The following is an 18344-nucleotide window of genomic DNA, read 5'->3' on the forward strand; positions in this document are numbered from 1 at the left end:
GCTGACGCACTCATTGCACGTCACTTTCTTTCAGGGGCCGCGCCACGCCGCCTTGACGGGTTCGATCGGACCCGGAGGCGGGTCGTCCATCGTTCCGCTCGGGTCGCCTTGCAGATGCAGCTCCCAGTACCCCACATCCCACCAGCGGCCGAACTTCCAGCCGACGCGTTCGAGGTGGGCCACCTTGCGAAAGCCGCATGCTTCGTGGAGTCTGACGCTGGCTTCATTGGGCTGGGTGATGCCGCCCAGCAGCGTGCGCCAGCCCTGGGCGCGCATCAGGTTGATGAGACGCGAGTAGAGCGCCCGTCCGAGGCCCCGGCCGTGCGCCTCGGGTCGGAGATACACGCTCGTCTCCGCCGTCCAGTTGTACGCGCAGCGTCCCTTCCACGGCGAGGCCTTGGCGAAGCCAAGAAGGGGGGAGGCGCGGAGGGCTGAGGGATCCGTGGATTGTGAGCTGAACGCCTCATCGGGGCGCGTCGTCGCAGAGGATGCCGGTCCGTGCGTGGACGATGGCGTCTCGACGGCGACCAGCCACGGGAACCTCTCATGCGTGGTCCGCCAGGATTCCCGCCATGACTCCAGCGACTCGGGTTCGACCGCGAAGTTGGCGTGCGTGGTGAGCGCGTAGTGATTGCTGATGGCCACGATGGCGGGCAGATCGTCGAGCGTGGCGAGGCGGATGGTGACCGCGTCGCCCGGATGACCGGCCGCTTGAGCGGTCGTTGTCACGCCTGGCGAGGTCATGCCAGCCCCTCCAACCCCGTCAACCCGATGGGCTCCTTGGTGAAGAACGGCTCGGCGGCGGTGGTTCCGATGCGGCTGCCGAAGTAGCGGTTGGAAGCTTCGATCCACTCCACCACCTTGCGATTCCTTTCCGGCAGCACGAACTGCGAGTGGTAGGCCACGATCGCCTCTGTCTTGCGGTTCTCGAAGCCGGAGATGTCGAGCAGGAAGCTCGGGTTGGCCACCCAGCGCAGGTGCGTGGCGTAGTAATAGAACAGCCACCGGGGATACGTCGGCTCGCCGGGCAGGTCGATCCTGGTGAGCTTGGCGTCAAAGCGCGCGTCCTCGACGATGCGCGTGGTGGCGACGTGATCAGGATGGGCGTCCTCGAAGAATGGCGTGAAGACGATCTGCGAGCGGTGCTGCCGGATGATCGCCGCCACCTTGTGACGGGCCGCCACCGAGTGCTCAACGAATCGATTGGGCAGATCGAGCGTGAGCCGCCGCACGCCGAGGATTCTCGCCGCCGCCGCCGCCTCGCGGGCGCGGGTGTCGGGGTCGCCGTGCGGCGTGGGCTCGCCGTTGGTCATGTCCAGCAGCAGCACATCGTGCCCCTGCTCGGCGAGCCGGGCGATGGAGCCGCCCATGCCGAGTTCCTGATCATCCGGATGCGGACCGACAATGAGAATGTTCATGGGATGCGGGAAATGGCGGGGTGCGAACGAATCAGCGTGACACGGTCGCCCCTTTGGCGCGTTGGGTTCGGCGGCCTGATCGTACGTCATTGACCACGGTCAGGCGGATGGCGGTGTTCAGCACACGCCGTTACGCCGGCTCGACCATCGCCAGCAGCCGCAGCACTTCCGCCACGCTCCAGGCCTGGGCGGGACAGCCGGAGGGCCGGTGAGGCGGGTCGCCGTCGTACACCTCGGCGATCTGGCCCAGGCAGGCGGCGCCGGTCGTGCGCATGGTCTCGTCAAGCAGGGGCTGAAGCAGTGACCGCACTTCGCGTTTCGCCTTGTCCGAGAAGTCGCTCACGCGCAGCACCGCCTCGCCGTACGGCCCGATGAGCCACGGCCAGACCGTACCGTTGTGGTAGGCGGCGTCGCGCTGAAAGAGCGTACCCTCGTAGCGCGGGTGGTAGTCTGGGTCGGCCCGGTCGAGCGTGCGCAGCCCGTAGGGGGTGAGGAAGCGACGCCGCACGCACTCGACCACCAGCCGCTGCTGCTCGCGCGTGAGCGGCGAGTAGGGCAGCGAGACCGCGAAGATCTGGTTGGGGCGCAGTTTGCCATCGGGCGTCCAGACCAGGTCCGAGGAGGCGGCGTTGTCAGTCGTGGGCTGTCGGGGGTCGTTGCTGATCGCTGACTTCTGACCTCTGACTTCGGTGCGCCTGTTCTCCTGTTCTCCTGTGCTCGCGCTCTCATTCGCCTGACGACTGACGGCTGATGGCTGACGGCTCTCCGCCCCCGCCAGAGCGGGAAACCGATACGACCCGTCCGGCACATACTCAGGCGCGGGCGGCCGGGGCGGGCGGAGCGACAGCACATCGTGCAGGCATGCCTTCTCACCCCACCAGAAGTGCATCTGAAAGGCGATCGCGGTCTGGCCCGCGTATTCAATGAGCCCCTCGCGCTCGCGATCGGTTTCAACCATGTCGGCCAGGCAGCGGATGGCGTGATGCCAAAGGGCGTTGACTTCGACAGCCAGCCCGTACCGCGGGGTGAAGACCACGCCGTCGCGGGCCGCGTCCATCCAGGTCAGTTGCGTGGTCTCATCGCCTGCGCTGACCAGACCGTCGCGCGTGACGCCGATGTTGATGCGCGAGCCGTGATGACCCGCGCGGGGTTCCTCGAATCGGATGCCCGCACGGTAGGCGTGGATGACCGCGCGGCAGGCGGTGAGGAGTTCGGGGCTGATGGCTGACGGCTGATGGCTTCTGAGCATCCACACCGCGTGCACGAACCACAGCGATGCATCCACGGTGTTGTAGTGCGGCTCGCCGCCGTCATCGTCGAAGCGGTTGGGGATCAGCCCGTGCTTCATGTGCTGCGCGAAGGTGAGCAGCACGTCGCGTGCTTCATCGAGGCGGCCTGTCGAAAGCAGCAGACCCGGCAGGGCGATCATGGCGTCGCGTCCCCAGTCGGCGAACCAGGGGTATCCGGCGATGATGCTCGGCCGCGCCGCCTGTTCATTCACGCGCTGGACGACGAAATCGTCCGCCGCTGCGAGCAGCAGGTTCCGAGCGTTGGCCTGTCGCTCATCCTGCCGGGCGAACCGCCTTCGGTGAGGATGAGAGCGACTTCCGCCTGATGGGCTGCGGGCATCCAACGAGTCGATACGGAACCCCAGCGACACGGCTGGCCCCGGTTGGAGCCGTGTCTGCGCCGGCAGCACCGCCTCAAAGAAACCCGGGGAATACACATCCTCCACCCAGTCCTGGCCGCGATCCCGTTCGACAACGTACGCGAACCGATCCCACCAACAGGCGTCGTCCCGCCATGCCGCCGCCACGAACTGTTTCGGCACGGGGTTGAAAATCGAGAGCGACGTGTCTTCCAGTTCGATCCGCACGCTGCCGTCGCAGCGGCTTACGCCGAAGTCGCGGCGTGTCGTCATCAGTTGATGAAAGTCACGCAACGCGATCATCGGGCGCAGACGCAGTCGGCACGGCGGCAGGCGATATCCGATGTAGCTGATCCCGATCTCCTGATCCGGATGCCACCGCATCACACGCGTCAGCCGCCCTTCGCCGATCTGGTACGTCCATGTCGCGCCGGTCCACGCAAGCTCGAACCGCACCAGCCGCCTCCATCCCTGCGGATGCAGCATCGGCTCGCCGTCAGCGTCGACGAACATCTGCGTCGAAAGGTCGATCACCTCCTCCGACCCATCCTCACGCGGGATCACCAGTTGCTCGATCATCGAATGAAGCGCGACCACGCGCTCGACAGGCGGCTTCATCGACGCCACCAGCAGGCCGTGATAGCGCCGGGTGTTGACGCCCAGCACCGTGCCCATCGCGTAGCCGCCCAGCCCGTTGGTGAGCAGCCACTCGGTGTGCAGGTGGTCGGGTGGGTTGGGGTGGTCGATGAAGAACGTCATGCCGTCGCCTGCCCGTCATCCATGCGCCCGAAGGCCATCACCGGTGCGCCGGGAAAGGCCACCGATGAATCCGCGTGGCCCAGCACCACGGCCTCGCTCGGCGCGTTGATGGTCTCCTGCAGTTTGCCGAAGGCGTTGTAGACGCGGGCCACCGGCTGGCCGGGCTTCACCACCGCGCCGGGTCGGACGAGAAACCGCAGCACGCCGCTCATGCTGGCGTAAGGACGCGCGGTGTAAGGCAGAACCCGGCCCATGGCGTGGGCCGGGCCGTCCCACACGAAGGGCGGCTGGGGTGGGTCGATCACGCCCAGATGTCCCAGCATCGACCACACCGATTGCACGCCGAAGTCCACGTTCTTCTCGTTGACAACGTAGGCCTCGCCCAGTTCGATGGTGATGGACGGCACGCCTCGCGTCATCAGCGCGAAAGGCAGCGTTCGACGCAGGTGGTCGTCATCGCGGATGATGAGGAATCCGCTCGACGAGGCCAGCCGCAGCGCCAGCGACGCCACCTCGGCCGGCGCCTCAGGCGGCAGGGGGTCCACCACCGCGTAGGGGATCGAGTGAATCCAGTCGTTGTGCAGGTCGATCACCGCGGCGGGCCTGCTGGTCATGATGGTCGAGAAAATGCGATCCGCAATTCGTTCCGCCAGCGTGCCCGTCGGGCTGCCGGGAAAGGAGCGGTTGAGGTCCTCCTCGCTGGCGGCGATCTGGCGGGTGCCGACCTCGAAGCCCAGCGGATTCATCATGGGAAAGGCATGGAGCGAGCCGCGCTGCAGCGGGTGCTTGCGCAGACGCTTGAAGATTTCCTGGATGACCACCAGCCCGCCGACCTCGTCGCCGTGGGCACAGGCGGTCAGCCACACGACGGGGCCGGGGGCGCCCGAGTGGGCCTCCATCACCGGAAGGCGGCGGCGCGACAGGTCTGACGCTGAGTGAATCTTGAGGAACGAATACCGCATTGACGCCCGCGGCGCCGGACGCTTGGCTGGAGCGGCGGATGCCGCTGGTGACGGGGAGGATGACGTGGACGGGGACGCCGAGGGCGTGGTGGGGGGGTGGCCCGCACGTCGGGAGCCATGCTGGGGAGGCGGAGCAGCCATCGGAACGGATCATACGAGGTGGGAACGCATCCCATTGGCGTCAGTCCGGCTGGCGTTCCCCCAGGAACACCGATGAATCCCGAACCGTGAACGGATAAAGTCTGATAACCATGTTCACGCGCACTTTCTGACGGATTCGCCCGCGGCGGGCGTACACAATTCCCGGATGGCTGACACCGATCCCTTCCAGGGCGAGCCCCCGCAGATGGACGGGCACGCCACGCCGGCTCCAGCCGAAAGCCCCCGTGCCCCACGCATGGAGGCGCTGGTGCGGCTGTGGCACGCCCATCGCCGGTGGGTGGCGGCCGTGGTCTACGCCCACAAGCCCAGGGATGTGGAGGTGGATGACCTGCTTCAGGATGTGGCCATGCGACTGGTTCGCAACATGCATCTGCTTCACGATCCCGACGCGGTGCGCCCCTGGCTGCGGACAGTGGCCATCAACGTGGCCCGCAGCGCGGGGCGCCGCACGCGGGCGCGGTCGCGGGTGGTGACGTTCGTGGACGGCGAGAAGGCGCAGCAGATCGCGTCCGACGAGCCGCAGGAACGTCGCCCGCATGACCGCACGGCCAGCGAACGTGGTCGGCGTGCGCTGGAGCTGGCCTCGGGCCTGCCGCCGCACTATCGCGAGCCGTTGCTCCTGAGCATCCGCGGGCTGTCGCAGAAGCAGGTGGCGGACATCCTGGGCGAGCCGGTGACGACCATCGAGACGCGCCTGATCCGCGCCAGGCGAATGCTGCGCGACGAACTGCTGGCGGAGGAGAAGGCGTCGGAACCTGGCGTGGCCGTGGTGAAACCGGGCGCCGCCGCCAGCGCCGCCTGACGGAGGACGGATTGACGGAAGGAATCGACCCATGACCCATGTCCACGAAGACAACCTGATCGGTCGAATCGCCGCCAACGAAGCCGACGGCGCGGAATGGAAGGCGCTGGAGCAGCATGCCTCGTCGCACCCCGGGGCGTGGGAGCGTCTGGCCCGCGCCTTGCGCGATGAGTTGCAGGTGCGCGGCGCCTTGGCCGAGGCGCTGGACGCTGCTGATGGAGTGGAACTGCCGGAGCACGTGCCCGCCGAGTCGCCTCGACTGGCGTTCGGACACCACGGTGTGAGCATGTGGGGGGGGTGGGCGATGGCGGCGATGGTGGCGCTGGCGTGGTTCGGACTGTCGTTCTTCGCGCCTGATCGACCGGGGCTTTCGCCCGCCGCGGGCGGCGGGCCGTCCATCACGCAGGCCGACCTGTCCGCCGACGACGCCCTGAGGCAGTACGTGGAGCGCGGCGCCCGTGAGGGCCGCGTGCTGCAGGAGCTTCCCATGATCATGGTCGAGATGCGTCAGGACGACGGATCGGGCCGCATGGACGTGGTGTACATTCGTCCGTTGCTGGAGCGTGCGCCCATCGAATCGGCCTACGAGCTGCGCCGCGACGAGCTGGGACGCCCCGCCCCCGGACGCATCGACCTGGCCACGTTCCAGAACCGGTCGAAGGAATCCGACACGTAAGCCATCACCCGCACGCCTGACCGGACGGCGCCGCTCAGAAACGCCGTCCGTGAACTTGACGCCGACGATTCACCAACGCATTCACGGAGAAGCAAGCCATGTTCGCCATGTCCCATCTCTTGTTTGTTCCCTTGGCCGCCGCCGCGGTGGCGGTCACGTCCGACCCGGTGTCCCCGTGTCCGACTCAGTCGGGCGACGGCCCGCGGGTGATCCGCGTCTCGCCGGAGCAGGCGGCCCGCTGGATGGGGCTGGACTCCGAGTCGCGCCTGTTCGTCGCTTCCGCGGTGGCGGACGAGTTTCAGCCGGCGGTCTTCCGCCGGGCGATGCTCCCCGAGCCGATGGTCTGGCGTGCGGCGTCGCTCCGTCCCCAGGACGTGGTCGTCAAGCGCGACGGGCAGTCCGTCACCCGGTCGAAGCGCGTGATCGTCGTCACCGACGAGAGCGGCGAGCTCAAGGTGGTGGACGAAAACGGCCAGGTGCAGGCGTTCCGCGACGGCAAGCCCGTGCCCCCCGAGCGCATCAAGCGGCAGGACGGCAAGATCATCATCATGGATGAGAACGGCCAGGTGCTGCGTGAAGTGAGCGTCGGAGCGGGCGGCACGAAGGTTCGGATGGGCGACGTGGGGGCCGTCCTGAAGATGGAGAACATGCCCGAGGGCGCCGTTCTCGAAGGCGTGCTGAAGATGGAGAATCTTCCCGAGGGCGCGTTCAAGGTGCTGGGGCTGGGTGCGAATCCCAAGCCGCGCATCGGCGTGTCGATGGGTCCGGTCGATCCGGCGCTGGCGGAGCACCTTGGCATCGACGCACAGGGCTCGTTCGTCATCACCTCGGTGGAGGACGGGCTGCCCGCCGCCAAGGCCGGGTTGCAGAAGAACGACATCGTGGTGCGCGTGAACGAGGGGACGGCGGAGCCGGACCGTCTGCGCGAGATTGTGTCGGGCAGCGAGCAGGGCGATGAGATCCGCATCCGCGTTCTGCGCAAGGGCGAGCCGAAGGACGTGGTCGTCAGGGTGGAGAATGTCGCCGACACGAACCACCCCATCCTGCGGCTGGACGCGCTGGACGGCAAGCTGGGCGACATCGAGGGCCGCATCCTGCGACTGATGCCGGAAGGCGCGCAGAAACTCCGCGAGTTCCGCGTCAAGGTGGATGGCGACCGTGATGTCGACTTCGACTTTGATTTCGACGTGGATCTCGATCATGACGCGGACTTCGACGTGCAGTTCGATCAGGATTTCATGCGGCACTTCGACGCGATGAAGGAGTTCGACATTCAGATCGAAGGCGTTCCGCAGGAAGCGCTTCAGAAGCTGCGTGAGCGGATGAAGGCGGGCGGCGCTCGCCTGAAGGACACCTTCGACCACGAAACGATCCTCGACCTGCAGAAGCAGATGCACGGCGCCCAGGAGCACATCCTGCGCTTCATGGGCGAGCAGGGCGACTGGCGCGAGCGCATCCACAAGTCGATTCAGGAGGCCCTTCAGAGCAACCTGGCCGACAAGGTGGATGACGCGACGCGACGGGCCATCGAGCAGAAGGTGCGCGAAGCCCTGGACCAGGCGGGCAAGGCCGGCGAGCGCTTCACCCACGAGTGGAGGCCCGTCGAGAGGGGCGTGATGACCTTCGAACTGGCGCCCAGCAAGGAAGGGGGCCAGGTGATGATTCTGCCCGAGGCGGCGACCCGCGTGGGGATCGCGGCTCGTCCCGCCGTGACCATCGAGCATCGGCTGGAGGCGCTGGAGGCGCGACTGGCCAAGCTTGAAGCCCTGCTGGAGAAACTCGGACGCGACAGGCAGCCCCTGCCCTGAGCCGGGGACCGGACCTTGCGACGCGCCGGTGGATGACACTCACTCCAGCGACACGCCCGCGGCCTGCCCGCGGGCGTGTTGTTCCTGGCGCTGACCGCGAGCCCGCTCCGAGATCGTCGGCTGAGTTCCTCGTCCCGTCGCCGGTAGAATCCGTCGTGCCAACCTTGCGCTTCACCGAGAACATTCAGCGGCATGTCCCCTGCCCGACCAGGCAGGTGAGTGGCGCGACCGTGCGGGCCGCGCTGGACGCCTACTTCGCCGACAACGTCCGTGCTCGCGGCTACGTGCTGGATGAGGTCGGCTCGCTCCGTCAGCACATGGTGATATTCGTCGATGGACGCCTGATCGCGGATCGTCGGACCCAATCCGACCCGGTTGACCCCGCCAGCGTGATCGACGTGATGCAGGCGCTGTCGGGGGGGTAATGGGCGCATGGCGGGCGCGCCCGATGCCTCGGCGCCCCGATCCGGTATCATTCGCCGCTTCGCCTCCCGCACACGCCCCGCGGGCGGCCGCGGGAGATACGCCAACATGGCCACGCGCCTGCTTGTCTCGACCCGCAAGGGTCTCTTCACCGTCGATCGGAGCGCATCGGGTTGGAAGGTAACCCGCGAGCGATTCTTCGGCGATCATGTCGTCATCGCCGCGCACGACCCGCGCGACGGCGCCATCTACGCCGCCCTCAATCACGGACACTTCGGCAACAAGCTGCACCGGTCGGATGATGCCGGCGAGACGTTCATCGAGATCGCCACGCCCGCCTACCCGCCCATGCCCGAAGGCGAGCAGGAAGTCGCTCACCCCTTCACCGGCAAGGTTATTCCGTGGAAGCTGCGCATGATCTGGTCGATCGAGCCCGGCGCGGCCTCGCAGCCCGGTCGGCTCTGGTGCGGCACGCTGCCCGGCGGACTGTTCATCTCCAACGACCACGGGCAGACCTGGTCGCTGGTGGACGACCTCTGGCGCCGGCCCGAACGGAAGGAATGGTTCGGCGGCGGGTTCGACGAGGCCGGCATTCACTCCATCTGCATCGACCCGCGCAACCCGGCTCACGTGATCGTGGGCATCTCCTGCGGCGGGGCGTGGCGCACCGAGAACGATGGCGGAAACTGGACCATCTCCGCCAAGGGCATGCGCGCCGAGTACATGCCCCCGGAAAGGGCCTACGAGGAAAACTCGCAGGATCCGCACATCGTCGTGCGCTGTGCCGGTCAGCCCGACAAACTCTGGTCGCAGCACCACAACGGCATCTTCCGCACCGTGGACAACGCACGCACGTGGACGGAGGTTACGGGCGTGCAGCCGTCGGTCTTCGGCTTCGCGTGTGCTGTCCATCCGACCAACGGCGACATCGCCTGGTTTGTGCCCGCGCAGAAGGATGAAAAGCGCGTGCCGGTGCGCGGGCAGGTGGTGGTGACGCGCACCACCGATGGCGGGAGATCGTTCGACACGCTGCGGAAAGGGCTGCCGCAGGAGTTCGCCTACGACCTGGTCTTCCGCCACGCGCTGGACGTGGATGAATCGGGCCAGCGGCTCGCCTTCGGCTCCACCACCGGCTCCCTGTGGACCAGCGAAGACGGCGGCGACTCGTGGCAGACCGTCTCCACGCATCTGCCGCCCATCTACGCCGTGCGGTTCATCAAGGAGTGACGCATCGCGCCGGATCGGGACAGGATTGCGTCAGGGGAGAGGCGACGGCATCAGCGCGACCCGACCGGCCCGTCTGTCCACCAGCAGAAAGCCCACCAGGGCGCCATCCGTGCGCGACAGCACGCATGCGCCATGCATCGAGGCGTCGAACCCCATCGCCTCGTCGATGCGCCAGCCGTCGTTCCGTGTGGTGAGCCGCGCCGCCGCCAGCGGTATCGGCGCCGCCGTGCTGTCCGCCACGATCAGGCAGTCCTCCGGCGCCTCCGGACGGCGCAGGGCGGATTTCGGCCACGGTCGTCCGATGACTGGCGATGAGAGCATCGCCAGTCCGCCCTGCTCCCACGTCGGGTTGGTGAGTGGAACGGATTGGCCCGCTACCTCCAGCGACGCCGTGCCGGCGCGGGCGTCCGCCGCCGGCTTGAGCAGGTCCGCCGGGCCGATCAGTCCGCCCTCGATGGGAAGCACCCACCCCGTGCGCGATTCGTTCGATCGGAAGACCCTTCCCTCGCGCCACGCCAGTTGCGCTCGCTCCGGGGCAGGCAACGGCGCGCCGGGAGGCAGCAGCGCGGAGCCGATGGGCACCGCCGGATCCCACTCCAGCCATTCCTTCTGCGGCTCGGGCGCACAGGCGAAGCGGTGACCCGTGCGCACCGGCTGGCCGCCGTCGCGCGGGGTGGCCAGCGACACGCCGCCGATCATCAGCGACGCCAGCGAGTCCATCTCCATCGAGACGCCGGTGATGCCCACGTTGAACTTCGCTCCGCCGCTGTCCCAGAAGCGCGTGCGCTCGCGGACCAGCGCGGCATAGGCCTGCTCGACGTGGACACGGGCCTCAACAGCGCTCCCATCGCTGGCCAGCCCCACCGAGAGCACCGTGCCGATGCGCACCTGCCGATACATCACCGGCCCGCCCGGCTGCAGCGAGCCGCGGTTCTTCGCCTGCAGCACGATCTCGAGGTCGCCCGGGAAGACTTCCTCCACGACGGGCGGATCGGACAGCCCCACGAACTCGCGCCGCGGGTCGGCGGCGGGGTCGTCGCCGGGTTTCACCGCGACCCACCGCGGGCCGACGACTGTGTCCAGGCCGGTCACCCCGCTCGGGCCGACGCGAGGGCGCACGATCCAGAACTGCGTGCCCTGTCGGGCGATCCGCCCGGCGTGCGAGCGCAGCGTGACGGTGACCTGTACGCCCTCGAGCGATGGAACAAGGTCGATGTGCTCCACGCGCCCGACCACGATCCCGCGATGGCGGACCTCATCGCCGATCTTCAGACCGTGCCCCTGGTCGAACAGCACCACGAGGCGCTCGCCGCGCATCGTCCACGCCTGCCAGCCCAGGTACCCGACGAAGAGCAGCGCCAGCAGCGGAACCACCCACGCCCACGAGGTGCGGCGCTCGACCGTCACGATGGCGCGCGGAAGCGATGGCGCCGCCGACCCCGCAGTCGCGGGCGAAGTGGACGGTGCTGGCGAAGCCGGCGTGCTCACGTCCTCGTCTCCGGCAGGGTGGTTTCATTCGCTTGACCTTCCGCGACCGGAATGTCATCCCACAGCGTGTGCGGATCGAACGTCGCCGTCGCCAGCAGACTGAGGATCACCACGCCGGTGAAGGCCAGCGCCCCCGGCCCGGCCGAGAGCTCGATGTTCGACCCCAGCTTCACCGCCGACACCAGAACCGCCACGGCGAGCACGTCCAGCATGCCCCAGCGGCCGGTCCACTCGACGAAGCGGTAGGTCCGGGCGCGATGACGGTCGCTCGTCACCACGCGCCCGGTGGAGAGGGCCAGCAGACCGGCGAGTTTGGCCAGGGGCAGAATGACCGAACAGAGCAGCACGATCACGCCCACCCAGAAGTGGCCCTCGGTCAGCAGCGTCGCCGTGCCGTCGAGGATGCTCGACTCGTTGGTTCTTCCCAGTTGCGCCAGCCGCATGATGGGCATGGTGACGGCGAAGGGGTAGAGAATGAGCGCCGCCAGCGCGATCGCCGCCGTGCGCGACCCGCTTCGAAGCCGATCCGTGGGGGCGTGAATGACGGTGCGGCATCGGGCGCAACGGGCCCGCTGACCCGGCGCGAGCACCGGCGACCACTGCGCCAGCCCGCAGCAGGGGCAGCACCGGATCAGGTCGGATGGTTGGCGTTCGGGCGCGGGCATGACGACGGTCCCGGAATGATTGGGAACCTGCCTTCAAGCGTACCACAACCAGCCGTGTGGGGAGGCGGCCATCGATCCGTCACGGGCGTCGAAAACCCGACCGCGGTCTACATCGTGGAGTCGCCTGATGCTCCACTGGCGGCGGCGGCGCCGGGGGGCGGGGCGTTCATCAGCTCCTCGATGATGCCCAGCCGGTCGATGACATGCTGCATGGTGGCGGGTCGCTTCTGGGGGTCCAGTTCCACACAGTCGAGAACCAGCTTTGACAGGACGGAGTGGACTCGCGGGTTCTTCTCGTGGGGGGGGACCGGCCGTTCGATCATCGATTCGTCGACGGCTCCCTTCACCAGCGAGCCGTTGCTGCTGTCGCTGCCCTTGCCCTTGGGGGGCATGGCGGTGGGGACCACCTCGCGCACCAGCACCCAGTACATGGTGGCCCCCAGGTTGTAGATGTCGGTCTGCGGCGTGATCTCGCGCCGGAAGGCCTGCTCAGGAGCCATGTACCCGGGCGTGCCCTGGATTCGCTTCTTGATGGTGCCGACCGGGCATGACTGGCCCAGGTCGATGATCTTGGCCATGCCGCCTTCGGTCACCAGCACGTTGCTGGGCTTCATGTCAGCGTGGACCCAGTTCCGCTGGTGCATGTGAGCCAGCCCCTGGGCCATCTGTCTGAAGATGCGGACCGCCGCCAGCGACGTGCGCGGCAGGCGCTGATCCAGCGGCAACCCGTCCACCAGCTCCATCAGCAGCACGTAGTCGGTCACGCGGAAGAACTTGCGGTGCTTGATGAGACGGACGACGCGCCGGATGTTGGGGTGATCCAGCTTGGAGCCGATGATGTATTCCTGCTCGCACTGGTCGAGGAACCGCTGATCCTTGTCGGTGACCTTGTGGACCTGCTTCAGGGCCCAGACCTGCTTGGTCTTGAGATCCTGAACGGCGTACAGCTCAGACGCGGCACCCTTGCCGATCTCAGCCAAGACCCGATAACCGGCAATATGTCGTCCTGGAGCGACTGATGCCATGGGAAAGGTCGGAACACTCGTGCCCGCGCCCGAAGAAGTGACCACGTGACATCGGGGAGGGCGGATCATGATGCGGATCGGCTCTCCTCGTCCGATCCGTTTGTCAAATCGAGACTTACGTCCCCCTATACGCACGCCTTCGGGCGATGGTTGTACCTTCCTCCCGTGATGGCGAGAATGCCATCAGGTCGGATCGTCCATCGGGTTCGGCGACTTGAGGCAGATGGCGCAATGACATGCGGGCGTTCACAGCCCCAATCCGCTCGAACCATTCATCCCGTAGAGTACGGGAGATTGGACATTTGTTCAACGGGGCAGAGGCAGGAGCCGCTCACGAAACGCCGCCTCGGGAAAAAACCGACCCGGGCTGCGGACCGAGGCCACCTCGCGGTGGAGCCACACCCGCTCGGCGGGAATGCCGAAGCGTCGCTGCAGATCCCGCACCAGGCGCACCAGCGACTCGATCTGGTGATCGGTGAACGCGCGTGACTCGCCGTTGCCCACCAGGCAGATGGCGATGGAGTGCTGGTTGTGCCACGACGCGTCAGGCCCCAGCGCGTGGGCGCCGGGCAGTTGTTCCGCCCAGCGGTAACCGATCGCGACCTCGCCCTCGCTCATGCCCGACCCGTTGCCGATCACGAAGTGATAGCCCAGTCCGTCCAATCCGTGCGACACGTGCTGGCGATGAAGCGTGGTCGCGTCGCCCGCCGGTCCGCCCGAGTGGTGAATCACGATTCCGCCCCATCGACCCGAGTCGATCGGAACGCGCGTCTCGAACAGCGCGGAGTCGGACGATCCCCCGATCGCCACGCCCGGCCCCAGCATCGGCAGCGCCACCTGCTCGCCTCGCGAGCCGTCCGCCAGCAGCAGCAGCCCGCACGCCCCCGTCATGGCGGCCAGAAACACGCCCCACACCGTGCGGGCGCGCCGATTGACCGACGCCGGGGCGGCGCTCCGTTTCGGGCGCGAGGAGCGCGACGCGGGACGACTTGGTTTCATGGACGTGCTGGTCGCTCGGCTCACCGGGGTCTCATCCGTGATGACGCGGTGCGGAATCGTAGCGATTGTTCGGACGCGTGACGCGCCGAGGGGTCCATCGACGCAGCGACCGAAAACTCTTTCAAATCGGATCGCGCACGCTTCTCGGACGCAGCAGCCGATCGATGGCGCGGCTGATGCGCGTCACCTCACTGCGGCCGGTTCTCGCTCGACGCGAGTGGCGCGTGGAGAGATCACGCCACCTGTCGGGCGTCGCCAGCCAGCGCATCCCGCGGTATCATCCGCGCGTTGCCATCTTCACACGGACGGTCTACCATCGATGATTCATCCGATCATCCGGATGAACGAATGGATACGTCCGACCCCCTGCCTTTCTTCGACCCTGGATGGGAGACTTCGCATGCCCCTCGGCCAGCACCTGTTCACCTCTGAGTCCGTCTCCGTCGGTCACCCGGACAAGGTGGCGGATCAGATTTCCGATGCCGTGCTGGACGCCATGCTCGCCGAAGACCCCCGCGCCCGCGTGGCCTGCGAGACGCTGGTGGCCACCGGCATGGCGGTGATCGCCGGCGAGGTGACCTGCGAGGGCTACGTGGACATCAACCACATCGTCCGCAACACCATCCGTGAGATCGGTTACACCGACGGGCGCATGGGCTTCGACGCCGATTCCTGCTCTGTGCTTGTCTGCCTCAACCAGCAGAGCCCTGATATCGCCATGGGCGTCAACGAAGACCCCACCAAGGGCAAGGAGCAGGGCGCCGGCGACCAGGGGCTGATGTTCGGCTTCGCCTGCCGCGAGACCGATTCGCTCATGCCGCTGCCCATCGACCTGGCGCATCGGCTGGTGGCCCGTCAGGCGGACGTGCGCCGCAAGAACATCATCCCCAACCTGCGGCCGGACGCCAAGAGCCAGGTGACCGTGGAGTACGACGGGCTGACGCCCCAGCGCGTTCACACGCTGGTGCTGTCCACGCAGCACGGGCCGGAATGGAACGCCCGACAGAACCTGCTTCGCGACGCCGTCATCGAGCACATCCTCAAGCCCGTGCTGGGCGAGTGGTGGAACAACTCCATCAAGATTCACGTCAACCCCACCGGCAAGTTCGAGATTGGCGGTCCGCACGGCGACACCGGGCTGACCGGACGCAAGATCATCGTGGACACGTACGGCGGGCGCGGCCGACACGGCGGCGGAGCGTTCTCCGGCAAGGATCCCAGCAAGGTGGATCGCTCCGCCACCTACATGGCCCGCTACATCGCCAAGAACGTCGTCGCCGCCGGCCTGGCCGACGTGTGCGAGGTGCAGCTCTCCTACGCCATCGGCGTCGCCGAGCCGACCTCCATCTGCGTTGATTGCCAGGGCACGGCCCGCGTGGACGAGGACCGCATCGCCGACCTGATCCGCGAGCACTTCTCGCTCACGCCCCGCGGCATCATTCAGTCGCTCAACCTGCTGCGTCCCATCTATCGTCCCACCGCGGCGCACGGTCACTTCGGGCGCGCCCCAGGCGAAGGCGGCGAGGGCACGTTCACGTGGGAGAAGACCGACAAGGCCGACGCGCTCCGCGCCGCCGCGGGCCTGCGCGAGCCGGCCCGGGTGTGACGAATCCCCTCAGCGGTGCTTGTTGGCCAGGGAGTCGAACGTCGGCTTGAACCTGGGGCCCCCCAGCGACGGGTCTACCTGCCGCAGGCGGTCGATGCGCGGGCGGATCTGCTGCGTATTGCGATTCACGCGATCGAGAATCTCGAGCTGGCGCAGTTCCGCGTGCCAGTAGTAGCGATCCCGCGCTTCCTGCCGCGACGCGCTGATGCGGCGGAACTCGATCATCGCCTCCTCGTACCGCGCCAGCGCGAAGAGGCAATCCGCCCGACCGAACACCGCCTGGAGCACCCCCGGCTGGGCGCGAAGAGCGTCCTCGTACAATGACAGGGCGCGGTCGAAGACGCCCGCGGCGCGGAAGGCGTCGCCCAGGCGCACCCGCAGCGGGGGCAGGGTTTCCGCCTCCAGCGGAGCCGTCGCCAGCCACTCGCTCAGCGCCTCGGCGAGCGGCAGCAGGTCCGTCCGCGCGCGGCGGCGGGCCTCGTCCACGCGATCCTCGTCGAGCAGACGCTCCACGTCGTCCTGCAGCGAGGCGAGCATCGACGGCGCCACCGAAACGGCCTGGTCCGGAATCGAGTCCAGGAACCGCGTCACTTCCCGCACCACGTCCGCCGAGCGGCCCAGCGCGTGATACGCCTTGATGCGCAGCGACATCGACTCGCCCAGCAGCCGGCGGTCCTCGAGCGCGCCCAGCGAGTCCAGCCGGGCGAGCGCCTCGACCGCCCGACCGCCCAGCAGGTGCATTTCGGCCTCGTGAAGCGTGAGCCGGTCGAGGGCGAGCGTCAGCGCTTCGCGTCGGACCGCCTCGGGCTCGCTCGACTGCGCGTCGCGGATCGCGGCCCGCGATTTCTCGATCTGCGCCAGGGCCGCCTCGAGGCGCGCCGCCCGACGCGATTCGTCCTGCTCCGCCAGCGCCTCGGCGCGGGCCACCGACGCCAGCATGAAGCGACTGTCGGCCCACGGGGCGCTGCCGGGCGCCACGGCGGCGAAGTGTTCGCGAGCCCCGGCCAGGTCGCCGCGCTCGTAATGCAGCCGCCCCGCCTCGAAGCGCCATCGCTCCACCGAACGCAGGTTCGGATACCGCTGCAGCAGCATGGACAGCGTGCTCTCGTACTGCGCGTTCACGTCGGCGGAATCGGGCGCGGCGGCGCGGGCCTCGGCCAGGATTGACGCCGCCAGTTCGATCGCCGTCTCCGCCTGCCGATCGGTAGGGAACTCACGGGCCACCTGCTCGAAGCGACGGGCGGCGTCGAGCCAGCGGCGTTCGGCGGCCAGGGCGCGGCCCAGCGCGAACGCCGCCATCGCCTTGGTGGGCTGATCGAGATCGGCGCGGCGAAGGGCCTCCTCCAGCATCTCGACGCCCCTCGCCCGCGTGGAAGCGTCCCGGGCCAGATTCTCCGCCCGCGCCACCGTGATGATGGGAGGAAGCGCCTCCAGCGGCGCATCCTCTCCCGCGGCATTGGCGAGTCTGGCGAACACCACCGCGCGGGTCGTTTCCACCGGTACGCCGAGGTCACGCGACAGCAGGTCGGTGTACGACGCGAACGCCTGCGACAGCAGCCGGGCGCGATCCGCGGGCGACGCCTGCGCGGCGAGCTGCCGCCGCAGCAGGAACCGACGATCCGCGATCAGCACGCGGAAGAAAAAGCCCTCGGCGCCGGTGTATCGCTCCTCGATGGAGTCCAGCGCTTCCAGTCCCGCCGCCGGTCCGCGCGTGACGGCCCGGTTGAGGGCCGCCCCCATGCGGGCCGCGAAGACATCCGACGGTGTGGCGTCACCATCGCCCGCCACGGCGCGGAAGGAGTCATCCGCCTCGTCGAAGCGTCCGAGTCGCGCCAGCGCCAGCCCCGCGTAGAGCCGGGCGCGGGGCCGCAGGAAGCCCTCCAGTTCGCCCACGAGCGGCGCGAGCAGTTCCGAAGCCAGTTCAAACGCGGCCCGCTGTTCGAGCCGATCGTCAACGTTGAACATCGCGTGCAGATAGGCGCCCACGCCGCGCAGGTACGGCACGCGCCGGTCGCGTTCTTCGCGCGACAGTCGCCTTCGCCTGAGCTGCTTCGACAGGTCGGCGGCGTAGCCCGGCTCGCCCTCGAGGTTGATGATGAGTTCCGCGATGGCCAGTTCCGCCTCCGCCGCGAGGTCGTTGACCTCACGCGCAACGGATCGGGCGCGATCCAGCTGCGCGGGCGTGGGCAGCCCGAACTCCGCGGTCAGCCACGTGGCCTCGTGCGGATAGAGCAGAAAGAGCAGATCCGCCGCCTGGTCCGCCAGCCACAGGGCGCGGCGTTCGTCGTGGGGATGCGCCGCCAGCAGCACGCGACGGGCTTCGAGCATCCGTTCGATGCGATCCAATCGCTCGGCGGGCGCGAGCGCCGGGTCGTTGGCGGCCAGACGAAGCGCGGCGATGCGGTACAGGGCGCTCTCCGACGGGTCGCCGCCGCCCTTCGAGGCGACATAGTGCTCCAGCACTTCCGGCAGCCGGTACTCGCCAAGCCCGCGAAGGAATCGCTCCTCGTCGAGCTGGTCTTCGAGCGACTGGGCCATGATGGGGTGGGTGAGCGGGACGTTCAGCGCGACGAGCGAGGTAATGATGACCCGCAGCAGGGCGGGTCGAATCCGCCAGCCCCACCAGTCCTTGTGCGGGTGCGGCGGAGTCGGCATCGTTCGGTTGACCGTTGAGGC

15 protein-coding genes are annotated in these 18344 nt (G+C 68.1%); 6 read left to right on the plus strand and 9 right to left on the minus strand.

Annotation, left to right across the window (positions count from 1 at the left end; translation table 11 throughout):
• Nucleotides 1-30: 30 nt before the first annotated feature.
• The 4 genes from HRU76_06855 to HRU76_06870 all read right to left on the minus strand — a co-directional run bounded on the left by HRU76_06855 (nucleotide 31) and on the right by HRU76_06870 (nucleotide 4787).
• Nucleotides 31-744, minus strand: coding sequence for an N-acetyltransferase family protein (locus tag HRU76_06855; GenBank protein ID QOJ17310.1), 714 nt, complete (start codon nucleotides 742-744; stop codon nucleotides 31-33).
• A complete protein-coding gene (bshB1, locus tag HRU76_06860; protein QOJ17311.1) occupies nucleotides 741-1418 on the minus strand; it encodes a bacillithiol biosynthesis deacetylase BshB1 in 678 nt (225 codons plus the stop codon). The genes HRU76_06855 and bshB1 overlap by 4 nt, the downstream gene beginning before the upstream one ends.
• Nucleotides 1419-1548: 130 nt before the next feature.
• On the minus strand, nucleotides 1549-3825 hold the full coding sequence (locus tag HRU76_06865; GenBank protein QOJ17312.1) for a glycogen debranching enzyme N-terminal domain-containing protein: 2277 nt from the start codon (nucleotides 3823-3825) through the stop codon (nucleotides 1549-1551).
• Nucleotides 3822-4787: a succinylglutamate desuccinylase/aspartoacylase family protein gene (locus HRU76_06870; protein ID QOJ17313.1), complete on the minus strand. Its 966-nt coding sequence runs from the start codon at nucleotides 4785-4787 to the stop codon at nucleotides 3822-3824. The genes HRU76_06865 and HRU76_06870 overlap by 4 nt, the downstream gene beginning before the upstream one ends.
• 307 nt (nucleotides 4788-5094) lie before the next feature.
• Here HRU76_06870 and HRU76_06875 point away from each other — a divergent pair, with 307 nt between their 5' ends.
• From HRU76_06875 to HRU76_06895, 5 genes are all read left to right on the plus strand, one after another.
• Entirely contained in the window at nucleotides 5095-5751 is a 657-nt protein-coding gene (locus HRU76_06875; protein ID QOJ17314.1) for a sigma-70 family RNA polymerase sigma factor, read from the plus strand.
• Between the two features lie 31 nt (nucleotides 5752-5782).
• Nucleotides 5783-6427, plus strand: coding sequence for a hypothetical protein (locus tag HRU76_06880; protein QOJ17315.1), 645 nt, complete (start codon nucleotides 5783-5785; stop codon nucleotides 6425-6427).
• Between the two features lie 107 nt (nucleotides 6428-6534).
• A complete protein-coding gene (locus HRU76_06885; GenBank protein QOJ17316.1) occupies nucleotides 6535-8235 on the plus strand; it encodes a PDZ domain-containing protein in 1701 nt (566 codons plus the stop codon).
• A gap of 155 nt (nucleotides 8236-8390) precedes the next feature.
• Nucleotides 8391-8660, plus strand: coding sequence for a MoaD/ThiS family protein (locus HRU76_06890; GenBank protein QOJ17317.1), 270 nt, complete (start codon nucleotides 8391-8393; stop codon nucleotides 8658-8660).
• A gap of 106 nt (nucleotides 8661-8766) precedes the next feature.
• Nucleotides 8767-9885 carry an exo-alpha-sialidase gene (locus HRU76_06895; GenBank protein QOJ17318.1) on the plus strand — a complete coding sequence of 373 codons (1119 nt, stop codon included), beginning with the start codon at nucleotides 8767-8769 and terminating at the stop codon, nucleotides 9883-9885.
• Between the two features lie 30 nt (nucleotides 9886-9915).
• On the opposite strand, the gene HRU76_06900 is transcribed toward HRU76_06895, so the two are convergent.
• The 4 genes from HRU76_06900 to HRU76_06915 form a co-directional block, all read right to left on the minus strand.
• A complete protein-coding gene (locus HRU76_06900; GenBank protein ID QOJ17319.1) occupies nucleotides 9916-11373 on the minus strand; it encodes an MCE family protein in 1458 nt (485 codons plus the stop codon).
• On the minus strand, nucleotides 11370-12038 hold the full coding sequence (locus HRU76_06905) for a paraquat-inducible protein A (protein QOJ17320.1): 669 nt from the start codon (nucleotides 12036-12038) through the stop codon (nucleotides 11370-11372). The genes HRU76_06900 and HRU76_06905 overlap by 4 nt, the downstream gene beginning before the upstream one ends.
• Before the next feature lie 107 nt (nucleotides 12039-12145).
• Nucleotides 12146-13018, minus strand: coding sequence for a serine/threonine protein kinase (locus tag HRU76_06910; GenBank protein ID QOJ17321.1), 873 nt, complete (start codon nucleotides 13016-13018; stop codon nucleotides 12146-12148).
• Nucleotides 13019-13369: 351 nt separating this feature from the next.
• The gene (locus HRU76_06915) at nucleotides 13370-14062 is read right to left on the minus strand and encodes an N-acetylmuramoyl-L-alanine amidase (protein QOJ17322.1); all 693 of its coding nucleotides are present in this window, start codon (nucleotides 14060-14062) and stop codon (nucleotides 13370-13372) included.
• 400 nt (nucleotides 14063-14462) lie between these two features.
• Between HRU76_06915 and HRU76_06920 the strand changes: the two genes are divergently transcribed.
• Nucleotides 14463-15668: a methionine adenosyltransferase gene (locus tag HRU76_06920; protein QOJ17323.1), complete on the plus strand. Its 1206-nt coding sequence runs from the start codon at nucleotides 14463-14465 to the stop codon at nucleotides 15666-15668.
• Nucleotides 15669-15677: 9 nt separating this feature from the next.
• On the opposite strand, the gene HRU76_06925 is transcribed toward HRU76_06920, so the two are convergent.
• Nucleotides 15678-18323, minus strand: a complete 2646-nt coding sequence (locus HRU76_06925) for a tetratricopeptide repeat protein (GenBank protein ID QOJ17324.1) — start codon at nucleotides 18321-18323, stop codon at nucleotides 15678-15680.
• Between the last annotated feature and the right edge of the window lie 21 nt (nucleotides 18324-18344).

Source organism: Phycisphaeraceae bacterium (assembly GCA_015709595.1).
In the GTDB taxonomy this organism is placed as follows: domain Bacteria; phylum Planctomycetota; class Phycisphaerae; order Phycisphaerales; family SM1A02; genus CAADGA01.

Coding starts and splice junctions, on each gene's coding strand:
- HRU76_06855 (QOJ17310.1), bottom strand. CDS start 744: ATGACCTCGCCAGGCGTGACAACGACCGCTCAAGCGGCCGGTCATCCG.
- HRU76_06885 (QOJ17316.1), top strand. CDS start 6,535: ATGTCCCATCTCTTGTTTGTTCCCTTGGCCGCCGCCGCGGTGGCGGTC.
- bshB1 (QOJ17311.1), bottom strand. CDS start 1,418: ATGAACATTCTCATTGTCGGTCCGCATCCGGATGATCAGGAACTCGGC.
- HRU76_06920 (QOJ17323.1), top strand. CDS start 14,463: ATGCCCCTCGGCCAGCACCTGTTCACCTCTGAGTCCGTCTCCGTCGGT.
- HRU76_06880 (QOJ17315.1), top strand. CDS start 5,783: ATGACCCATGTCCACGAAGACAACCTGATCGGTCGAATCGCCGCCAAC.
- HRU76_06915 (QOJ17322.1), bottom strand. CDS start 14,062: ATGAAACCAAGTCGTCCCGCGTCGCGCTCCTCGCGCCCGAAACGGAGC.
- HRU76_06905 (QOJ17320.1), bottom strand. CDS start 12,038: ATGCCCGCGCCCGAACGCCAACCATCCGACCTGATCCGGTGCTGCCCC.
- HRU76_06925 (QOJ17324.1), bottom strand. CDS start 18,323: ATGCCGACTCCGCCGCACCCGCACAAGGACTGGTGGGGCTGGCGGATT.
- HRU76_06895 (QOJ17318.1), top strand. CDS start 8,767: ATGGCCACGCGCCTGCTTGTCTCGACCCGCAAGGGTCTCTTCACCGTC.
- HRU76_06870 (QOJ17313.1), bottom strand. CDS start 4,787: ATGCGGTATTCGTTCCTCAAGATTCACTCAGCGTCAGACCTGTCGCGC.
- HRU76_06865 (QOJ17312.1), bottom strand. CDS start 3,825: ATGACGTTCTTCATCGACCACCCCAACCCACCCGACCACCTGCACACC.
- HRU76_06875 (QOJ17314.1), top strand. CDS start 5,095: ATGGCTGACACCGATCCCTTCCAGGGCGAGCCCCCGCAGATGGACGGG.